Annotated in this window: 15 protein-coding genes and 2 pseudogenes; 14 read left to right on the top strand and 3 right to left on the bottom strand. The window is 37.7% G+C overall.

Annotation, left to right across the window (positions count from 1 at the left end; genetic code table 11):
• Window position 1: 1 nt before the first annotated feature.
• The 5 genes and pseudogenes from BR73_RS0120665 to BR73_RS0120650 all read left to right on the top strand — a co-directional run bounded on the left by BR73_RS0120665 (window position 2) and on the right by BR73_RS0120650 (window position 4,734).
• A complete protein-coding gene (locus BR73_RS0120665; protein ID WP_081848816.1) occupies window positions 2-1,828 on the top strand; it encodes an ABC transporter permease subunit in 1,827 nt (608 codons plus the stop codon).
• Window positions 1,829-1,839: 11 nt separating this feature from the next.
• Window positions 1,840-2,835 carry an ABC transporter ATP-binding protein gene (locus tag BR73_RS0120660; RefSeq protein ID WP_033167812.1) on the top strand — a complete coding sequence of 332 codons (996 nt, stop codon included), beginning with the start codon at window positions 1,840-1,842 and terminating at the stop codon, window positions 2,833-2,835.
• Window positions 2,825-3,121: pseudogene (locus BR73_RS29495) on the top strand (ATP-binding cassette domain-containing protein); the annotation flags it as partial. The gene BR73_RS0120660 and the pseudogene BR73_RS29495, both read left to right, overlap by 11 nt.
• Window positions 3,122-3,619: 498 nt before the next feature.
• Window positions 3,620-4,375: pseudogene (locus BR73_RS29490) on the top strand (oligopeptide/dipeptide ABC transporter ATP-binding protein); the annotation flags it as partial.
• A gap of 17 nt (window positions 4,376-4,392) precedes the next feature.
• Window positions 4,393-4,734 (top strand): hypothetical protein, encoded by a 342-nt coding sequence (locus BR73_RS0120650; RefSeq protein WP_033167810.1) that lies wholly within the window; start codon window positions 4,393-4,395, stop codon window positions 4,732-4,734.
• 416 nt (window positions 4,735-5,150) lie between these two features.
• Here BR73_RS0120650 and BR73_RS0120645 read toward each other — a convergent pair whose 3' ends face one another.
• Window positions 5,151-5,774, bottom strand: a complete 624-nt coding sequence (locus BR73_RS0120645) for a response regulator transcription factor (RefSeq protein WP_033167809.1) — start codon at window positions 5,772-5,774, stop codon at window positions 5,151-5,153.
• 60 nt (window positions 5,775-5,834) lie between these two features.
• Window positions 5,835-6,932, bottom strand: a complete 1,098-nt coding sequence (locus BR73_RS29485; RefSeq protein ID WP_033167808.1) for a histidine kinase — start codon at window positions 6,930-6,932, stop codon at window positions 5,835-5,837.
• A 145-nt stretch (window positions 6,933-7,077) separates the two neighbouring features.
• Here BR73_RS29485 and BR73_RS0120635 point away from each other — a divergent pair, with 145 nt between their 5' ends.
• From BR73_RS0120635 to BR73_RS0120610, 6 genes are all read left to right on the top strand, one after another.
• Window positions 7,078-8,028 (top strand): ABC transporter ATP-binding protein, encoded by a 951-nt coding sequence (locus tag BR73_RS0120635; protein WP_242860738.1) that lies wholly within the window; start codon window positions 7,078-7,080, stop codon window positions 8,026-8,028.
• A 94-nt stretch (window positions 8,029-8,122) separates the two neighbouring features.
• Window positions 8,123-9,238: an ABC transporter permease gene (locus BR73_RS0120630; RefSeq protein ID WP_033167807.1), complete on the top strand. Its 1,116-nt coding sequence runs from the start codon at window positions 8,123-8,125 to the stop codon at window positions 9,236-9,238.
• A gap of 25 nt (window positions 9,239-9,263) precedes the next feature.
• The gene (locus BR73_RS0120625) at window positions 9,264-10,415 is read left to right on the top strand and encodes an ABC transporter permease (RefSeq protein ID WP_156034863.1); all 1,152 of its coding nucleotides are present in this window, start codon (window positions 9,264-9,266) and stop codon (window positions 10,413-10,415) included.
• An 85-nt stretch (window positions 10,416-10,500) separates the two neighbouring features.
• A complete protein-coding gene (locus BR73_RS0120620; RefSeq protein ID WP_033167805.1) occupies window positions 10,501-12,018 on the top strand; it encodes a putative DNA modification/repair radical SAM protein in 1,518 nt (505 codons plus the stop codon).
• A 153-nt stretch (window positions 12,019-12,171) separates the two neighbouring features.
• The gene (locus BR73_RS0120615; RefSeq protein ID WP_033168788.1) at window positions 12,172-12,945 is read left to right on the top strand and encodes a TIGR03915 family putative DNA repair protein; all 774 of its coding nucleotides are present in this window, start codon (window positions 12,172-12,174) and stop codon (window positions 12,943-12,945) included.
• A 75-nt stretch (window positions 12,946-13,020) separates the two neighbouring features.
• Window positions 13,021-13,470 carry a hypothetical protein gene (locus BR73_RS0120610; protein WP_033167804.1) on the top strand — a complete coding sequence of 150 codons (450 nt, stop codon included), beginning with the start codon at window positions 13,021-13,023 and terminating at the stop codon, window positions 13,468-13,470.
• 120 nt (window positions 13,471-13,590) lie between these two features.
• On the opposite strand, the gene BR73_RS27740 is transcribed toward BR73_RS0120610, so the two are convergent.
• Entirely contained in the window at window positions 13,591-14,781 is a 1,191-nt protein-coding gene (locus tag BR73_RS27740; RefSeq protein ID WP_051685451.1) for a GNAT family N-acetyltransferase, read from the bottom strand.
• 684 nt (window positions 14,782-15,465) lie between these two features.
• Here BR73_RS27740 and BR73_RS0120600 point away from each other — a divergent pair.
• The 3 genes from BR73_RS0120600 to pheA are packed head-to-tail and all read left to right on the top strand — an operon-like array spanning window position 15,466 to window position 19,403.
• The gene (locus BR73_RS0120600; protein WP_033167803.1) at window positions 15,466-16,668 is read left to right on the top strand and encodes a class I SAM-dependent rRNA methyltransferase; all 1,203 of its coding nucleotides are present in this window, start codon (window positions 15,466-15,468) and stop codon (window positions 16,666-16,668) included.
• On the top strand, window positions 16,669-18,216 hold the full coding sequence (locus BR73_RS27735) for a Mur ligase family protein (RefSeq protein WP_051685450.1): 1,548 nt from the start codon (window positions 16,669-16,671) through the stop codon (window positions 18,214-18,216).
• Window positions 18,217-18,275: 59 nt separating this feature from the next.
• Window positions 18,276-19,403 (top strand): prephenate dehydratase, encoded by a 1,128-nt coding sequence (gene pheA / locus BR73_RS0120590; protein WP_033167802.1) that lies wholly within the window; start codon window positions 18,276-18,278, stop codon window positions 19,401-19,403.
• The last annotated feature ends 133 nt before the right edge of the window (window positions 19,404-19,536 follow it).

Genomic DNA, 19,536 nt, shown 5'->3' with positions numbered 1-19,536 from the left:
TATGGAAAATAATAAAACGCCGAAAAAGAGAAGAAGTTTCTTACAGCTTCTATTCATTAAGGCCTTTGGCACAGGTGAGAAGAAATTATCAATATTAGAAGAAGAACAGATGCAGGGTCCTATAAAGACTATTATTAAGAATTTTACGAGCAATAAGCTTTCTATGACAGGTTTAATCGTATTTTTATTAATATTTGCAACGGTTATTATCGGACCATTATTTGTAAAGCTTGATTTATCTTATACGGAAACCAGTCAGCAGAATGTTGCTCCGGGAAGAGACCTGATGGATGTACCTTCATCTCTACAGGGTAAAGTAGCTGAGATTTCTGTAGGACCTACTTATACGGTGGCAGTTTCCACAGACGGCCAGTTATATATGTGGGGTAAGACCAAGATTACAAATACCCTTAATTTAAAATATGTTCCTACAGGTATGGGAAAGATTAAACGCGTATCTGCAGGCTTTGACCATATACTGGCATTGAATGAAGAAGGTCAGGTTTTTGCCTGGGGCAGTGACAGACAGAAGCAATGTGAAGTGCCTGAAGAAATACAGGGACTGGGTAATGTGGTAGATATTGTTGCCGGTTATCAGTGCTCCCTGGTTTTAACAGATGACGGACAGACTTATTTCTTTGGAAATGATGCAAACAATGATTATAAAAACAGTCATGCCTATCAGGGACAGATTGTTAAAATTGCAGCTACTTCTGACGCTCTTTTAGGACTTACAAAAGATGGTCAGGCAGTATATCTTGGAAGACAGACAAACAGCTATACAAGTCTTCCTGAGAATATGGGTACAGTTGTAGATATTGCAACAACCGCATCTACAATGGCTGCAGTAAACAGCGAGGGTAAAGTATTCGTCTGGGGTAACCTTTCTGAAAGAGGAGAGGGGAAAATACCGGAAGTATCTGAAAAGCTTGTCTCAATAGAAGGCGGAAGATACCACTATACAGCTGTTACTGAAAGCGGTAAGGTTGTAGCTTGGGGCTTTAACAACTTTAAGCAGTCAGACGTTCCGGCATCCGTTAGCAAGAGTAATATCGTTAAAGTATATACCGGGTCTTATCAGAATTATGCAATTACTGACAGTGGTAAGGTATTAACCTGGGGATTAAAGGGTTATTTCCTTGGATCTGATGAATTGGGTAGAGATATCTTGAACAGATTAATTAATGGTGGAAAGATGTCTATGACAATCGGAGCATTATCCGTTGTTATTTCTACAATTATTGGTGTTGTTATTGGTGGAATTTCCGGTTTCTTCGGTGGCAAACTTGATATTGTTTTACAGCGTATCGTGGAAATCGTTTCCGGTCTTCCCTTTTTACCTTTTGCCATGATACTTTCTGCTTTATTAGGTAATTCACTTACCTCAACCCAGCGAATATATCTGATGATGGTTATTTTGGGTCTTTTACAATGGCCAAGCCTTTCACGTCTGGTTCGTGCCCAGGTGCTTTCTGAACGTGAGAAAGAATTCGTTACGGCGGCTAAGGCAGTAGGTGTTAAGCAGTTATCCATCGTATTTAAACATATACTGCCCAACGTGGTTTCTGTAATTATAGTTACTGCAACCCTGGATTTTGCTACTTGTATGTTAACAGAGGCAACATTGTCCTATTTAGGATTCGGCGTACCGGCACCTCAACCTACCTGGGGAAATATGCTCTATGGTAGTAATAATAGTATTGTTATACAGAGCTTCTGGTGGAGATGGGTATTTACTTCCATCATACTTGGCATCTGTGTAATTTGTATTAACTTAACCGGTGATGGACTGCGTGATGCAATCGATCCGAAATCTCAGGAACGTTAGGAGGAACTACAATGGCATTACTGGAATTAAGAGATTTACACACATTTTTTAAAACCAAAAAAGGTACAATTAAGGCAGTTAACGGCGTTTCTTATAAGGTTGAAGCTGGTAAGACACTTGGTGTCGTTGGTGAAAGCGGCAGCGGTAAGAGCGTATCTGCCATGAGCATTATAAAGCTGTTAGACGGTAATGGTTATATAGACAGCGGTGAAGTGATTTTTAATGATAAAGACTTAGCAGATGTATCTGTAAAAGATATGGCGAAAATCAGAGGTAATGATATTTCGGTTATTTTCCAGGAGCCTATGACTTCCTTAAATCCGGTATTTACTGTGGAAAAACAGGTATCTGAACCTTTCATCATCCATCAGGGTATGAGTAAGAAGCAAGCTGCTGAAAAAGTGGTGGAAATGCTGAAACAGGTTAACATACCAAACCCTGAAGCGGTAGCAAAACAGTATCCTCATCAGCTATCCGGTGGTATGAGACAGCGTGTTATGATAGCTATGGCACTTGCCTGCAAACCTAAACTTCTTATTGCCGATGAGCCTACAACTGCTCTGGATGTTACTATTCAGGCGCAGATCTTAAAGCTTATGAATGCTTTAAAGAAAGAAAACGGAACTTCCATTCTTTTTATTACCCATGACCTTGGTGTTATTAATGAGATGGCAGATGATGTTGCTGTTATGTATTGCGGCCAGGTTGTAGAGATGGCTCCTGCCAAAGTTATCTTTGGAAAGGACAACAAATATTCACATCCATATACGGAAGGGTTAATGTATTCCATTCCCAGATTGGATACACCTACCGGTGTCCGCTTGGAAGCTATCCCAGGTGCGGTACCTCATCCCTTAGATCTTCCAAAGGGCTGTAAATTTGCCCCCAGATGTAAGTATGCAACGGATAAATGCCGTAATGAAGAACCTGCATTGGTTGATGTGGAAAAAGGGCATCCCGTTCGTTGTTTCTATCCGGAGAAAGGAGTAAGGGCAAATGGAAAATAAGGACAAAAAAGTATTAATCAGAGTACAGAACTTAAAACAGTACTTTCCTATAAAAAAGAGCATGGTTCAAAAGGAAAAGCTTTATGTAAGAGCCAATGATGACATAACCGTTGACATTTATGAAGGTGAAACCTTAGGACTGGTAGGAGAGAGCGGTTGTGGTAAATCTACCCTTGGCCGTACTCTTTTACAGCTGTATAACCAGACCGATGGCCGTACCATGTACTATGGAAGAGATGTAGATGAAATAGCCCCTCAGTATGTATTGGATATTCTTAAGAGTCTGGTTGACAGAAAGAAAGAGTATTTTGTACTGAATGAAAAGGCTGCTGCTGTTAAGAAACAGTATGATGCACTGCCTGACGGTGATGCTAAATATGCTATGAGAACACAGCTTTTAGAAGCAGAGAAAAATGCAAGAGATAGTTTTCTTGACATTGTACAGCTAGTAGGCGGATTCTTTGTAGCCGATGACATGGCTCCTATTTCTGAGGTTCTTGTAAGAGAATACAAAGCAGGTGTTGAATACCGTAAGCTGAATGAAAAGTTAAACGATACCAGAATAGCTTATGAAGGATTACGTTCCACATTAAAGGAAAAAGGAAAAACTCAAGAGCAGATTGCAGCAGGTACAGAGAATGTATTACTTCAGATTAAGAAAAAGGAAGAAATTATAAAGATTAAAGAGAGAGAGCTGGAAGAAATCCGAAATGAGATTTATAAGCTCATGAAAAAATATGAGAGCAATCCGGATTTCGCCAAGTATGAAGTATACAGAGATAAAGGTATTAACTTAGCAAAGTTAAATGAAGAGGAGAGCCGTAAACTTCGCAAAGATCTACAGCTCATTTTCCAAGATCCTTATTCTTCCTTAAATCCCCGTATGACTGTAGGACAGATTATTTCTGAGGGTCTTCTTGCGCATAAATACTTTGACAGGAATGATGAAAAACTACAGAACTATGTAATGGAAGTTATGGAGAAATGCGGTCTTGCACCTTATTTCATCCACCGTTATCCCCATCAGTTTTCAGGAGGTCAGCGCCAGCGTATCGGTATAGCACGTTCACTTGCCCTAAAGCCTAAATTTGTTGTTTGTGATGAGGCTGTATCAGCCCTTGACGTTTCCATTCAGTCACAGATCATCAACCTGTTACTGGACTTAAAAGAGCAGGAAAATCTGACATACCTTTTCATATCACATGATTTAAGTGTTATCAAATATATCAGTGATCGTGTAGGCGTTATGTATCTTGGAAATATTGTGGAGCTTGCTTCTACGGAAGAGTTGTTTGCACATCCCACACATCCATATACTGAAGCGTTATTATCCGCTATTCCTACAACAGATGTGGAAAACAAGAAAGAGGCTATTATTCTTGAGGGTGATATTCCAAGCCCTATAAAACCGCCTACAGGATGTAAGTTCCATACACGCTGCCGTTACGCAACAGATATCTGTAAGAAAGTAGTTCCTGATTTTGAAGAGGTAAGACCTGGTCATTTCGTGGCTTGCCATCATAAAATAGTAAATTCATAAGAAAAGAGGGTGATCTGGTGTTATTTCAGAAAAAAACAGAGAGAGCAATGAACTGGCTGAAGGAGAAGAATGAAAAAGCTATAGGAAATAGTTCTTCTGACACACCAGATGCACCGGACATTTCTATAGACAGTGATTCCGGTGAGAAAATAGAAAATACTGCAGATGAGTCTGAATATGAAAACTGGGAAGAAGAAGTATCGGACAAAAAAAGTAAAAAGAATGCAGAGAAAAGCAAAGGCATGGATCTGGAGAAATATGATTTTACGGCCATGCTATTGTCAGCGTTTCTGATTTTTGCACCGGTAACACTGTTGATTTTGGGTCTGTTCGCATTAATATCCTGGGTTTTCTTTTAAGGTTAAAGATTTAATATAGTTTATTAACTTCTAGATACTATTTGCTTTTGGACTGATACGAGAAATGGGAGATTTATAGATTATAACGGACAAAAATCAATAGAAAAAACAATAAAACATACACTATTTAAAACAAAAACTTAAACATAAAAAAGGTATACCTGGATTGAATGAATTACCCCATGAGTCAAGCTTTAAAATCACTTATTGGGATAAATCAGAATCCAGGTATATTTTTTTAATAAGATACGTCTGAAGTTATTTACTATAATTCCAACAGCTAGCTTTCGGTATTCTGTGTATTTGAAGCTTGCTACAGCAGCTACCCTTACCCAATGAATCAAAACTTCTATGCCTGTAAAATTAAACCACAAATTGAAAGGGTCAACCTGGTAAAGGCAGTTTTCATAAATGCCCTAGTTGTTCTTGTAATAAAATATTGCTATCTGAGTACGATCTCTTAATGAAAGCTTCTCGAGAATCAGACTGATATAGTTTCTGACAGTCCCTTCGCTTAAATATAATAATTCTGCTATTTCTTTATTTGAAAGCCCGTCAGCTATTTTGCAGATAATTTCATATTCTTTGTCTGTTATTCCATAATTCACATAATTAGTCTTGCTATTTGACTGCTGCAATAATTCGGGCAGTTTCGTTATAATTTCATTTCCATATACGTTCTGACCTTTGTAAACTGCATGGAGTGAAGGAAGTATGCTTTCAAAATCCTGTTTTAGCATATAGCCTTTGGCTCCTATATTCAATGCTTTTATAATATAATCATCATCAAGAAAAGTAGTGAGGTATAATATTTTAGCTTCTGGGTAGTCTGCAAGTATTTTTTCGCCAGCCTCAAGACCTGACATGGGTTCCATTCGGATATCCATAAGCAGAATGTCTGGATTTGTCTCCTGATACAGCTGTATAGCCTCCTCCCCGTTGAATCCGTTTCCACAGACCGTAATATTGCTGTCAGAGGATAATATGATTTTTAAGGATGAGCAGACAAGTTTGTCGTCGTCGATTATCAAGATTTTCATTTAATAAATACCTCATTTCTTTTTATATCATTGATACCACATTAAAAATGTAGTTTTTAATTACTGCTTTGGAATACTGATAAAAATCTTAAAACCATTTTCAACGGTTACATTCATATTACCCTGGAAGCCTTTTACTCTGTCAGTAATATTTTGCAGACCCATACCATCATAATAATTGGGTGATTTATCATATGCCTTAAATCGATGGCGTTTATCCTCGTCTAACTGCCCGTTATCCGATATTATAAGTTGATAAATGGCAGGATGTTCTCTTAAGCTGATCTGTACTTTTGTAGCATTAGAATGTTTAATAATATTAGACAAGGATTCTTTGATAATTGCAATAAAGGCATATTTTAACTTAATATCAGGATTATTTCGTATATCGTAATCGAAATCAACAGTACAGAAAGTGAAATCCTTTAACAAAGTTTCTATTGATGCATATAAATCTATAGATTCGTCATACATATTATGAATACTTAAGCGTATACTGTCCATTCCCTGGGAGAGTGAAGTCTTTAAGGCAGAGAGACCTTCTTTTTGTGTTTCATCTTTTGTTATCAGCAGTAGGGCACCAATCTGAAGAAGTGCTCGTGAGAGTATATGACCAACATTATCATGAATCTCTTTCGAAATACGGTTCCTTTCATTTAAGGTAGCCATATTTACCTCGTAATCCTGATTCTCTAAAAGACTCTGATTTCTTTCTTCCTGTAAAAGTGCCAATTCCTTTGAGGTATCTCGCTGATCATTATAATCAGCCTTCATAAGACAGTATTTTTGTGTCTTGTGTTTCAAAAAGGTGGCCAGTGTAAATAAAAGCAAAAGAAACGCAAGACCTTTCATATTATAGTTCTGAAAATTTGTAATCAATGGTATCAGCAGAAATATGATGAGACTGCTATATATCCCATATATTATTTCATAATAAATGACAGGCATTAATAACAGGCTGGGCGGCCAGTACTGACAAAGTCCCAAAGCCAGCAAAAATAAAGCCAGCTTAATGCGTTGATTATCTGTATAGGTGCTTATAGAGGCCAGTATGACAAAGATTATCACATGAGCCGGTGAGTAGGCAGAAGGAAAACATGCCAGATATAAAAACAGGCAGGTTATAGCCAATATTACTTTGTCATAAAGGTATGGCATGTCAGTCTTCTCCTTTAGCAGTTTCATCAAGTATATCGTTCTCATTATCTAAGCTGGTTTTCTATATAATAACAAAAGGAGAAATAAAAAGCAATTCATATTGCACCGCCCAATTGATTAACGTATAATGAGGGAAAGAAAAAGAATGGACGCAGGTGTTTTTATGGTGATAGAAGTAAAGAATCTGGTGAAAAGATATGACAGAGTTATAGCCTTGGATTATCTTAATTTGTTTGTGGAGGAAGGGCAGATACATGGAATTCTTGGTCCGGCTGGCTGCGGCAAGACAACCCTGGTAGATTGCCTGCTGGGTTTTAAGAAATATGATAAAGGCTCCATCCTCATATGGGGAAAAGGCCTTGAAAAGGATGCATATGATATTAAAAGCAACATCGGTGTTGTGCTGGAAGAAGCAGCAATATTTGCGGAGCTCACTCTGGCTGAAAATATAGAATATTTTTGTGGACTGTATTCCGGGGACAGGCAAAAAGTAAAAGAACTGACCAGAGAAACCATTGAATTCCTTGGATTGGAGGATTTTATAAAGCTTTATCCAAAGAAGCTCAGTCCTGGTCTGCTCAAACGCTTGAATTTTGCCTGCGGGATCGTTCATAAGCCTAAGCTTCTTATACTGGATGAACCTTTAGAAGGCAGTGATCCCCACAGCAGGAAGAAAATAATGGATTCTATCCTGGAACTTAATCGGAACGGTACAACGATAATTTATATCTCACAGGATATGGAAGAGGTTGAACAGATCTGTACAGATATTACCATGCTGGACAAAGGCAGGGCAATAGCACACGGTACAAAAGAAGAATTAAAAGATATGATTTCTTTAGGTGAAAAAATAACAGTTGAAGCGTATTCCCTGGAAGAGGAACAGCTTAGGAGTATTCAAAAGCTGCCCAATGTATCAGATGCTGGTTATGATAAGCAATTTTTAACCGTGAAGGCAAAGAAAGGCAGAAATAATCTTATAGCATTATTGGATTTTCTGCAGGAAGAGAAGATTCCCTTTGGCAGGATATATACTGAAATCCCTACCCTAAACGATGTATATCTGGAGATAACCGGTAAGGAATTAAAAGATTAAGTATACAAAAGTCCAATGCACGGCAGATGAGTATACAGCAAAGTGCAATAATTATGCTTTGCTCCTCGGACAAGTGCAGGAATAAGAGGTAGTCATGGATGTTTTCAGGTATCTGGAGCTTTTCAGATCCAGAATTATATTATTGTGCAGACGGAAGAGAATACCGTTCTTTTCATGTTTATTACCGCTGCTTTTAATGGGAATTGTTAATCTGACTTTCTCATCCATACCGGAGGAAAGTAACAGAGAGATAATAAAAATAGGTATAGTAACACCTTATGATGAACCGATTCCGGATTTTCTAAAAAACAGTGTTACCTTTCATATCACATATGGAGAGAGGGAGAAGCTTGATATTCTATTACAACAGAAGCAAATAGACGGTTATCTGGTTTTGGACAAAGTGTTAGAGCTCCATGTTAATGAGAAGGGGAGAAAGCAGGCAGCTATAAAGGGGTATCTTGATAGTGCCTTGCAATCAGAAGGTCTTAGAATCAGCTTTAGCCAAGAAGAAATTCAACAGACTGATAAGAAGGATAATAATGAAAAGAATCTAAATACAGACTATGTCAATGATTTAACTGGTACTGTAATGGTACAGGATTATAGGTACCTGTCATTTCTTTATATCACAGCAATTTTTTGTATTATTGGAGCCAGATGGGGATTCGCTGAAATAAAGGAGCTTTTGGCTGACGTTTCCCATATCGGCAAGAGACTGCGGTTAAGTCCTTTTTCCAGCGGAAGATTGCTTCTGATACATCTGGCAGCTGCATTTATATTGCATACTGTTTGTATAATGACGTTTTCCTTTTTTATTATTCAAACCTGGAGTAACCCATTTAATATAAAGCTTGAGTTATTTATGGCTGTTGTTGCAATTGGTTCGCTGGCGGGTATTCTTACCGGCGCCTTGGTTGGAACCATAAGAATTGTAAATTTAAAAGTAAAAGATGTCCTGCTTAACCTCTTGCTTTTATTCATGCTCATGGGTGCTTTCAGCATACCAGCTGCCATCCGTTTCCTTGTCAGTCAGAGGCTTCCTTATTTAAAACTCATTAATCCGCCTGCACTAATTACAGAAATGCTGTATGCATTGGTATCGCGTAATGGAGTATACTTGTTTATACAGGATGCTGTATTACTGTCAGTTTATATACTGTCAGTTGGAGTTTGGCTTTTTATCAGATTCAGAAGATATAAAAACTAAAGAAATCAGAAAGGAAATAACTGCTGTGTCAAAGGTATATGTAAAGCTTTTGAGAAAATCCATATTGATACCTGTTCTTTTACTGATTCTTTTTGTAGTATTTATACTGTATAGAGAGTATAACAATACCAGCGGCAGAAATTCAGCCGGTATAAGGGCTGATATATTAATTATCAATAGAGATATGGGGAGCACTGTAACTACAGGACTGATAAAGTATTTAAGCAGATATTCAGAGCTTGTTATTTCCAATTCGGATATCTCTTATTTGGATTACCTTTCATCTATACAATATGACTATGTGGTAGATATTCCGGAGGATTATCAGAGGCATTTTATGGAGGGCAGAAATCCTTCTGTTAATATTGCGGGAACCGGTAATGTAGAGTATCTGCCTTTAAAGGATTTATTAAATGGTTATCTGGCTGCAGCAGGAAAGATTTTGGCAGCAAATAAGGAAATATCCCCTGTGGATTTGGTGCAGGAGCTTGATCGCGCTTTGGGAAATGAAACATCAGTAATATTAGAAAAAGAGGATCTTCGGTATCAGAATAACCTTTTTCTCAACAGGTATATAAAAGATGCTGCCTATTTGCTTATTTTTATAATGTTTTTTGTGATTGGCAGAATCAGTAGTTACTACGGTGAACCAGGTGTCAGAAAAAGGCACGATTTAGCCCCCCTTTCATCACTTAATAATAATTTTAAACTGTTAAAGGATAATACTTTATTTGTAGTGGTATGTAATGTTATTATATTTTTAATAATGTTTCTGATTAAACCGGATATAATACTGGAATGGAATCTGGCAATATACCTTATTAATTTTCTGATCTATTCGCTATGTATCCTCGGAATATGCTATATCATAACGGCATTGGCCTTTCGTTATGAAATCAATGTAATTTTAATTATCTTACTTACTGCTTTCATTGCTTTATTAAATGGGGATTTTGGAGCGGATATAACAAATATGAAGGATATGGCTGTTTTTTCAGCAGAATTTACACCAGTTTATTGGTTGAGTAAGGTTAATTATACTGTAAACGATTTTTTTGTTTCTGACTGGAAAAGTATAAAAAATATTACAGCCATGCTTGGCATGAATGCTTTACTTGCAGCAGCATATTTTTCAGTAGCCCTGGTTATAAATAAGAATAAAAGTGAGAGAGTATAAAATGGTGAACATTTGTTCGTAAAACTCTTGAAAAATGATTTAATCTATGTTAAACTGATACAAACAAATGTTTGTGGAGGTAGCCATGAGTATCGTAATACAGGAAAATATGACAGTGCAGAAGAAGCTTGAAATACTTTCAGATGCAGCAAAATATGACGTGGCTTGTACTTCCAGCGGAGTAGACAGAAATGGCAGCGGTACAGGAATTGGAAACTCTATAGCCTGCGGTATTTGTCATACCTTTTCAGCTGATGGTCGGTGTATTTCACTTCTGAAAATATTGCTTACCAATGAGTGTATCTTTGATTGCAAATATTGTATGAACAGAGCATCCAATGATGTATTGCGTGCAACCTTTACACCTGAGGAGATATGCAATCTAACCATAGAATTTTATAGAAGAAATTATATTGAAGGTCTTTTTTTAAGTGCAGGAGTGTTGAAGAGCCCCAATTATACCATGGAGCAGATGCTCAAAACATTAAGAATGCTTCGGGAGGAGTATCACTTTAACGGTTATATCCATTGTAAGGCAGTACCGGGTGCAGATCCGGTTATAGTAGAGATGACCGGCTGGTATGCAGATAGAATGAGCGTTAATCTGGAGCTTCCAACAGCGGACAGCCTTAAGATGCTTGCGCCTAATAAGACCCGTAAGAATATATTAAAACCAATGAAACAGATACAAATAGGCAGACTTGAGAATAGAGGGATGCCGGTATTTAACAGGATACCATTTACAGAAGAGGAAGGTTATGATAGCGGGAGATATCTTTCAACAGCAGCAAAGGCCCAAACGACCTCAAATATCGTTTTACCTGATATAAGTGATATTGTATCAGCAGATAATTCTAAAACCTCCTTTGGTCTGATAAAACCTCCGACTGTCAACAGAGGGTTTGTTCCGGCTGGACAAAGCACCCAGATGATAATCGGAGCAACACCGGAAAGTGATTATCAGATTATTTCTGTAGCTGAAGCCTTATATCAGAAGTTCGATTTAAAAAGAGTATTTTACTCTGCCTATATTAGTATAAATGATGACAGTAACCTGCCTGCCCTGACCCAGGGACCGCCTCTGTTAAGAGAACATCGTTTGTATCAGGCTGACTGGCTTCTTCGGTTCTATGGTTTTCAGGCATCGGAACTGCTCTCAGAGAACAGGCCTAATTTTAATACACTTATGGATCCCAAATGTAATTGGGCTCTGGGGCATCTGGAGCAGTTTCCGGTGGAGGTGAACAAAGCAGATTATTATACTCTTCTTAGAATTCCTGGAGTTGGAGTTAAGTCTGCCCAGAGAATTGTCAGGGCTAGAAAATCAGCGAATCTGACCTTTGATGACCTTAAAAAGATAGGTGTAGTCTTAAAGCGGGCCTTATATTTTATCACCTGCAACGGCAGGATGATGTACCCGGTTAAGATAGAAGAGAATTATATAACCAGCATGCTCTTACAGGTAAAAGAAAAACTTCCTGCAGGAATTGAAGCGGCATCTGCTTATAAACAGTTATCACTATTTGATAATGCGGATTTTACATCTGCCAATGCAGATTTTCGAAGTCTGTCACAAGAGAATTTTCTTTCCGGGTTAGGATGATAGGCTGGGACGAATATTCATTACTATGTAAAGTACCAGCTATTTGAGTGTGAAAGAAAAATTAATTTTGAAAGGTTGCCACACAAGCTTCTTTCACCGTTTTTATTTGTGGCGGTATCGCTGGTAAAACAACGATATACATTGCGTGTAATTATGAGTGAAAAGAAAGTATACCATTGCGAAGATAGTTTAGAAGGCATATTAACAGCTGTATATGAAGCCTGGAGCAGCAGAAACGGACATGCAAATAATGAAATCCGTATACTCTCAGGTGATAATCAAGGGGATATGGAATTATTCACAGAATATATAGTTGTAAAAAATTCTGAAGAAAAAATTGCAAAGGTCATTAAAGCGGTTTATGAAAAAATATCGTCAGAAGCTTATGAATTAATCTGCAGTGCAGCCTGTTCCTGTGAACTGTCCAGAGGAGATGATATCTATCGATTCTTAATAGTAGGTTTTTCTGTTGGAAAAGGGATTGTAGATCAGCTTCATAATAAATATGTTATGAGAATTTTTGAACTGACTCGTAATGTATCCAATGAAGCTCACCATTTAAAAGGCTTTCTGCGATTTCAAGAAATAGAAGAAGGGATTTTGGTTGCTAAACTAGCTCCTAAAAATGATGTAATACGCATATTAGCACCTCATTTTAGTGACAGATTATGTCAGGAAAACTTTATAATATATGATGAAAATAGGAACACAGCAATCGTACATGGAGAAAACAAAGAGTGGTTTTATACCGATGGTTCCATGTTAGATGTAGACAGGATAAAAAATGTTTCTGAAAGAGAAGAAAGTATTGATAGTATGTGGAAAGCCTTCTTTCGAACAATATCAATCAAAGAACGTGAAAATAAAAATTTGCAAAGAAATAACCTGCCAATGCGGTTTAGGAGTAATATGACAGAGTTTGAATAATTTGTAAAGGAATAATTTCAAGCGTATGTGAGATACTAAATGCGTAAAATTAAATCATTTTATAGGAGGACTATCATGAAAAAAAGTTTATGCCTGTTATTTTCAATATGCTGTCTCACATTATTAACCTTTACAGGTTGTGCTACTACTGATGACAATAATAATTCTGCAACCAAAGGAACTAAAAACGGCACTACAGATTACAATGATACCGGTAATGGCACCAATGACACAACTACTGATTATAATAACGGAACAACTAATGGTACAAACGGAACGACCAACGGTACCACAAATGGTACAACTGGAACAACTAATGGTACTACAGGAACAACAAACGGAACAACCAATGGTACTACAGGAACAACAAACGGTACAGGTAATACCATAGGAAATGATGTAAATAATGCAGCTGATGATATTAAAAACGGTGCGAAAGATGCAGCAGATGATGTTGGGGATGCATTAAATGGAACAACCAATGGTACCACAAATGGAACAACAACCAACGGTACAACGAGATAACAGTTGAGATGCATTAAACTTTGGGATTTAATTTTTATAATTAATGGAACTGTTTTATGACAGTTCCATTAATTTATTTCTTAAATCATCTCCGATAAAAAATTTATGGATTTGGTTATTCTATTTGGCTAAGGTATACAAGCTATACTCTTCTTTATCTTTTAAAATTGTTTTTACATATTGAAATCCTGCCTTTAACAATAGACAAATGGAAGCCTGATTAAGTGGATTGGTCAAAGCGCTGATTAAGTTAATATCCAGGCTGCTGAAAGCATAATTAATTACTGCCGTAACTGCTTCTATTCCGTAGCCACTACCGTGATATTTACTGTCCAATAAAAACCCAAGTTCAATTACATCTTCACCTTCAATCGAATGCTGTTCAAAACCACATTGTCCTATTAAACGACCAGATTCCTTTAAATAAACACCCCATAAACCAAAACCATAGAAGTGATACATGGAACCAATATAAGCTTTATGCTTTTCCGTAATATCTTCAAGACTGTTAAGAGCAGCTGCCTGTATTTCAGGCAAAAATTCATTAACAGAAGGATTGCGGTAAATATCTAATAAAAGAGGAATATCTTCAAGAGGTATTTCCTTTATTAAAAGTCTGTTACTATCTGTTATAGTAAGGGGAATATTATGATATCTCTGATAAACCCTGTTAAGAAATGGCGCATCAATCTCCTCAAAGCCTTCAATTAGTATTTGAGCTTTACTAAGATCTTGATTACCGGAATTCGGATTAACATAGCCAATAACCGGAATTCTTGCCGTACAAGCTGCCTTAACACCATTAAAAGAATCTTCAATAATGATACACTCGTCTAATCTTAACCCCAGCTCATTAACGGCTTTAAGAAAAACATCCGGTGCAGGTTTAGGATTAGCTACAGTAGCGCCACTGACAAGCTTGGTAAAGTAAGGATAAATATCGAGTGCTTTTGTGACGGCCTGAATTTCTTCCGGTGTAGACGAGGAAGCAATAGCCAGTAAAAACCCTTTCTGATGCAAATGTTTAATAAGCTGCTGCACAAAAGGAACAGGAATATAACCCTCTGTATTTATGCGGGAAGCTAAACAGTCCTTGTAAAGCATATGCAAAGCATCTACAGAAATATCTAAATCAAAGTCCTTAATCATAGTTTTCAACATATGTTCTGTAGTAGAGCCTATAAAACCATAAGGATAATCAAGAGTTGCAGAAACATTGAGAGTCTTCAAAGCATCTAAAGCTGCCATTGCATGAGAAGGCTCACTGTCAATAATAACACCATCCATATCAAAAATTATACCTTTGAGCATAATGTAGAACCTCCGAGTTATTCATAAAGTCAGTCAAGAACGTCGGTCAGAACGTCAGTTTATCACAAGGGACGGTAAATCAGGCAATTCAGAAAAAACTCAAGTTTCAATTCCAAGATATAAGAAGTCCTAATTCTCTGCACGTTTTGCGCTAGGCATATTATAAAACAGATAACTCGCTGCGCACAGACAATCTATTTTATAATACAGCACAAAATATATAGAGAAAAGGACTTCTAATACCTTTCCATAGGCACATTCGTTCTTTCTGATTTGTGTTATTTACCTGAAATCCCATGGAAATAGAGCTTTTCACGTTTATATCTTTAGTATTATATCATATAATAACATTTATTGATAGCGTTAAAGGCGAAAGTATAATTCATAATCCTTAAAAAGCTAATACAAATAGTTAAAACTCAAATAGTTAAAACTCAAATAATTAAAACTCAAATAATTAAAACTATTCAAAGTATTCAAATCTTAATAGGCTCCTTGTAAGCTAAAATTGGACTAATTAAAATCCATAGTGAATGTATCAGTGTTATGATTAATAATCATTAAACCAAATCATCGTACACCGCCACGACCTCAAACTTACCCAACCTACTTCCCCACAGACACTTTGACTTTCTTCATTACTATGTTATAATTGTTGACAAAAGCAAAAGACAGGAGAAATACATGGAAAAGGCAATTGTAACCTTGAAAAAAGGCGAAGGAAGAACATTAAAAGCCGGTGGAATGTGGGTTTTTGATAATGAGATAAATACTATAGAGGGTGAATTTACTGACGGAGATCTGGTACATGTGCATGACTTTGACGGATATTATATGGGCTGTGGATTTATAAATAGGAAATCCAAGATAACAGTTCGTATTTTATCCAGAATAAAAGATGAAGAGATAAATAGGGACTTCATTAAAATGCGTGTTAAAGCAGCCTGGGAATATAGAAAAAAAGTAGTGGACACAAGCAGTTGCCGTCTGATATTCGGAGAGGCGGATTTTCTACCGGGATTAGTAATTGATAAGTTCTCTGACATACTGGTGGTACAATCATTAGCATTAGGAATTGACAGGTTAAAATCTGATATATTGGAGGAATTAACTGCAATTTTAAAAGCAGATGGAGTTGAAATAAGAGGAATTTACGAAAGAAGTGATGCAAAAGTTCGTGACAATGAAGGGATGGAAAGAGTTAAAGGCTTTATTGGAGAGGCCTTTGACACAAAAGTTGAAATTGTTGAGAATGGTGTTAAATATTTGGTGGATGTCGCAGAAGGACAGAAGACAGGCTTCTTTCTGGACCAGAAATACAACAGGGAAGCAATCAAGAAGCTGTGCGTTGAGGCGGAGGTATTAGACTGCTTTACCCATACAGGATCTTTTGCTTTAAATGCAGGAATTGCAGGAGCAGCCAGTGTTACCGGAGTTGACGCTTCCGCTTTGGGGGTCAGCCAGGCAGAGGAAAATGCAGCACTTAACGGATTGAGTGACAGAGTACATTTTATCTGTGAAGATGTCTTTGAGCTGCTTCCAAGACTCGAACAGGAAGGGAAAAAGTTTGATGTAGTAATCCTTGACCCTCCTGCATTTACTAAGTCCAGAAACTCTGTAAAGAATGCAGTGAAAGGATATAGGGAAATTAATCTTCGTGCTTTAAAGCTTATAAAGGACGGAGGATATCTGGCTACCTGTTCCTGTTCTCATTTCATGACACCTGAGCTCTTTGCTGAGACCATCGGACAAGCGGCTAAGAGTGCCAGAAAGAGGCTTCGTCAGGTTGAATACCGTACCCAGGCTCCCGATCACCCTATACTTTGGGCTGCTGATGAATCCTATTACTTAAAATTTTATATATTCCAGGTATGTGAGGAAAAATAAATGAACTATGATGGTGCTTTGGAATTTTTGGAAAATACAAAGAGAATAGGCAGTAAGCCTGGTCTTACGGTAATTGGTCAGCTTCTTAAGGAACTTGGTTCGCCTGAAAAAGACATGGCCTTTGTTCATGTTGCCGGCACCAACGGTAAAGGTTCAGTAAGCACCTATATAGCAACGATTCTGGCAAAGGCAGGATATTTAACCGGACGTTTTTCTTCTCCAGCAGTATTTGCCTATGAAGAAATTATACAATTGCTTACAGTTCAAGAGGTGTCTAAGAATAACCATGCATCCTGGACACTCCTGCCGGAGCATAATCAATTGGAAACAGGAGCCAGAGTACAGACAACCTCTAATGAACCGGAAACAGAAGCCAGAGTACAGACAACCTCTAATGAACCGGAGACAGGAACCAGAGTACAGACAACCTCTAATGAACCGGAAACAGGAAGTAGAGTTCAGACAACCTCTATACAACCGGAGACAGGAACTAAAGTTCAGGTAACCTCTATAGAAAAAGAGGATTATACCTTCTGTATGGAACAGATTCAGGAGGCTTGCGCCAGAATGGTAAAGGCAGGAATGGCTCACCCTACCTCTTTTGAAATTGAGACTGCACTGGCATTTATATATTTTCGAAGGAAGAAATGTGATATTGCTGTACTGGAAACAGGTATGGGAGGGAGCCTTGATGCCACCAACATAATACCTACTGCAAAGTGTGCCGTTCTTACCTCTATCAGTATGGATCATCTGGAGTATCTGGGGAATAGCTTGGGGGAGATTGCAGGCCATAAAGCTGGTATTATCAAACCGGGAATACCCGTTGTATCCTACCAGCAGGAACTTGAAGCGGAAGAAGTGATTAAGCAGGTCAGTCAGTCTCAAAAGGCAGATCTGACCATAGCAGACTTTTCTGCAATTAATATCCGCAGAATGGGTATGGAAGGTACTGAATTTGATTATAAAGAGAATAAAGAACTTTCAATAAAACTGCTTGGAGTAAATCAGGTGTATAATGCTGTAACAGCAATTTTAGCAATTGAAGCCTTAAACGGTAACGGTTATACTATAAATATAAACCACATACGTGAAGGTTTACAGGATGCATCCTGGCCAGGCAGGTTTGAACGTATAAAAGACGAACCTGTTATTATACTGGATGGAGCTCACAATGCTGACGCAGCCCTTGCCCTTGGCAAAAATATAAGGACCTATTTACAGGGAAAGGTGCTTTATTATATTATGGGAGTGTTCAAAGATAAGGATTATCAAGCGGTATTGCGTCATACAGCTGATTGCAGCAGTATGATTTTTTGCATAACCCCGCCTGGCCCAAGAGGCCTGCCTTCAAAACAGCTACAGGAGGAAGCATTAAAACTTGGTTATCTGGCTGAGGATGCAGGTGACATCCATAGTGCTTTAGGGCTTATAAGTTCAGAGGCTGCAGCGAATAAATTAAATTCAGAGGATTACGCTATCATAGCCTTTGGGTCCTTGTCATTTTTAAATGAAGTGAGAGAAGAGGTTAATAAAACATTTGGTTAATACTTTAATCAATGGTTTTAAATACAAAAGAATTGAAATATAAATAAACGGAGGTTCCTATGATCGATTTGCAGGATAGCAGAAATGAAATTGACAGAGTGGATAAGGAAATGGTACGTTTGTTTGAATACCGCATGCAACTGACACAGGATGTGGCGGAGTATAAGATTCAGACAGGTAAAAAGGTCTATGACAAGGAGCGTGAAGTAGCAAAGCTTACAGCACTGAAAGCTCTTGCCGGCAATGAATTTAACAGGCATGGGGTAGAGGAGCTTTTTACACAGATAATGTCCATGAGCAGAAAAATGCAATATAGTCTGATCAGTGAAAAGGACAGCGACATTCCTTTTACGGAAATAGAGGATATAGACGTAACCCCTGAAACAAAAGTCATTTGCTTCGGAGCAAAAGGTTCATATACGGAACAGGCCTTCAGAGAGTATTTCGGACCGGAGGCGGCAGAGGAAAATGCAGGTACTTTCAAAGAGGTTATGGAGAAAGTAAGCAACGGTATCTGTGACTATGGTGTTCTGCCTATTGAAAATACTTCAACGGGAGGAATTACTGATATTTATGATCTTCTGGTGGAGTATGACATTTCTATTATGGGAGAATATATATTAAAGGTCGACCATGCGCTACTGGGTTTAAGGAATGCAGACCTTAAGGACATCAGGAAAGTGTACTCCCATCCCCAGGGACTTATGCAGTGTCAGAAATTCCTTACAGCAAATCCCCAGATGATACCTACGGAATGTGCCAGCACCTCTGACGGAGCGAAAAAGGTATTGGCTGACGGTGATATTACCCAGGCAGCACTTGCGGGGAAACAGACAGCGGAGGTTTATGGCTTAAAGATATTAAAAGAACAGGTAAACCATGAAAGCAGTAATTCAACCCGTTTCATCATAATAGGTAAAGAGAAAAAATATAAGAAAAATGCAAGAAAACTCAGCATCTGTTTTGAATTACCACATGAAAGCGGCACGTTGTATAACATGCTTTCTCATTTTATTTATAATAATCTGAACATGACGAAGATTGAATCAAGACCTTTAGAGGGAAAGAACTTTGAATACCGCTTCTTTGTTGATTTTGAAGGAAATCTAAAGGACCCGGGTGTTAGAAATGCACTTTTTGGAATCAACGAAGAAGCCATAAGTCTTAAGATACTAGGTAATTATTAAAGGATAATTACATAAGTAATGCTTGTTCAGCTTTTCCATTAAAGCAAAAGGATTTATCAGCTATTTTTAGGGTTGGTAAAGGTTAGAATAACTTATGTAATTCATATTTTTTTCAATTTCTCTACACAAATAA

This window comes from Clostridium sp. KNHs205, assembly GCF_000702945.1.
GTDB lineage: Bacteria > Bacillota > Clostridia > Lachnospirales > Lachnospiraceae > Anaerocolumna.
Note: the sequence above shows the minus strand (reverse complement) of the source record. Positions and strands in the feature narration are given on the sequence as shown.

What these genes read in the sequence shown, in the direction of transcription:
- BR73_RS0120665 (WP_081848816.1), top strand. Translation starts at nt 2, where the DNA reads ATGGAAAATAATAAAACGCCGAAAAAGAGAAGAAGTTTCTTACAGCTT.
- BR73_RS0120660 (WP_033167812.1), top strand. Translation starts at nt 1,840, where the DNA reads ATGGCATTACTGGAATTAAGAGATTTACACACATTTTTTAAAACCAAA.
- BR73_RS0120645 (WP_033167809.1), bottom strand. Translation starts at nt 5,774, where the DNA reads ATGAAAATCTTGATAATCGACGACGACAAACTTGTCTGCTCATCCTTA.
- BR73_RS29485 (WP_033167808.1), bottom strand. Translation starts at nt 6,932, where the DNA reads ATGCCATACCTTTATGACAAAGTAATATTGGCTATAACCTGCCTGTTT.
- BR73_RS0120635 (WP_242860738.1), top strand. Translation starts at nt 7,078, where the DNA reads ATGGACGCAGGTGTTTTTATGGTGATAGAAGTAAAGAATCTGGTGAAA.
- BR73_RS0120630 (WP_033167807.1), top strand. Translation starts at nt 8,123, where the DNA reads ATGGATGTTTTCAGGTATCTGGAGCTTTTCAGATCCAGAATTATATTA.
- BR73_RS0120620 (WP_033167805.1), top strand. Translation starts at nt 10,501, where the DNA reads ATGAGTATCGTAATACAGGAAAATATGACAGTGCAGAAGAAGCTTGAA.
- BR73_RS0120615 (WP_033168788.1), top strand. Translation starts at nt 12,172, where the DNA reads ATGAGTGAAAAGAAAGTATACCATTGCGAAGATAGTTTAGAAGGCATA.
- BR73_RS0120610 (WP_033167804.1), top strand. Translation starts at nt 13,021, where the DNA reads ATGAAAAAAAGTTTATGCCTGTTATTTTCAATATGCTGTCTCACATTA.
- BR73_RS27740 (WP_051685451.1), bottom strand. Translation starts at nt 14,781, where the DNA reads ATGCTCAAAGGTATAATTTTTGATATGGATGGTGTTATTATTGACAGT.
- BR73_RS0120600 (WP_033167803.1), top strand. Translation starts at nt 15,466, where the DNA reads ATGGAAAAGGCAATTGTAACCTTGAAAAAAGGCGAAGGAAGAACATTA.
- BR73_RS27735 (WP_051685450.1), top strand. Translation starts at nt 16,669, where the DNA reads ATGAACTATGATGGTGCTTTGGAATTTTTGGAAAATACAAAGAGAATA.
- pheA (WP_033167802.1), top strand. Translation starts at nt 18,276, where the DNA reads ATGATCGATTTGCAGGATAGCAGAAATGAAATTGACAGAGTGGATAAG.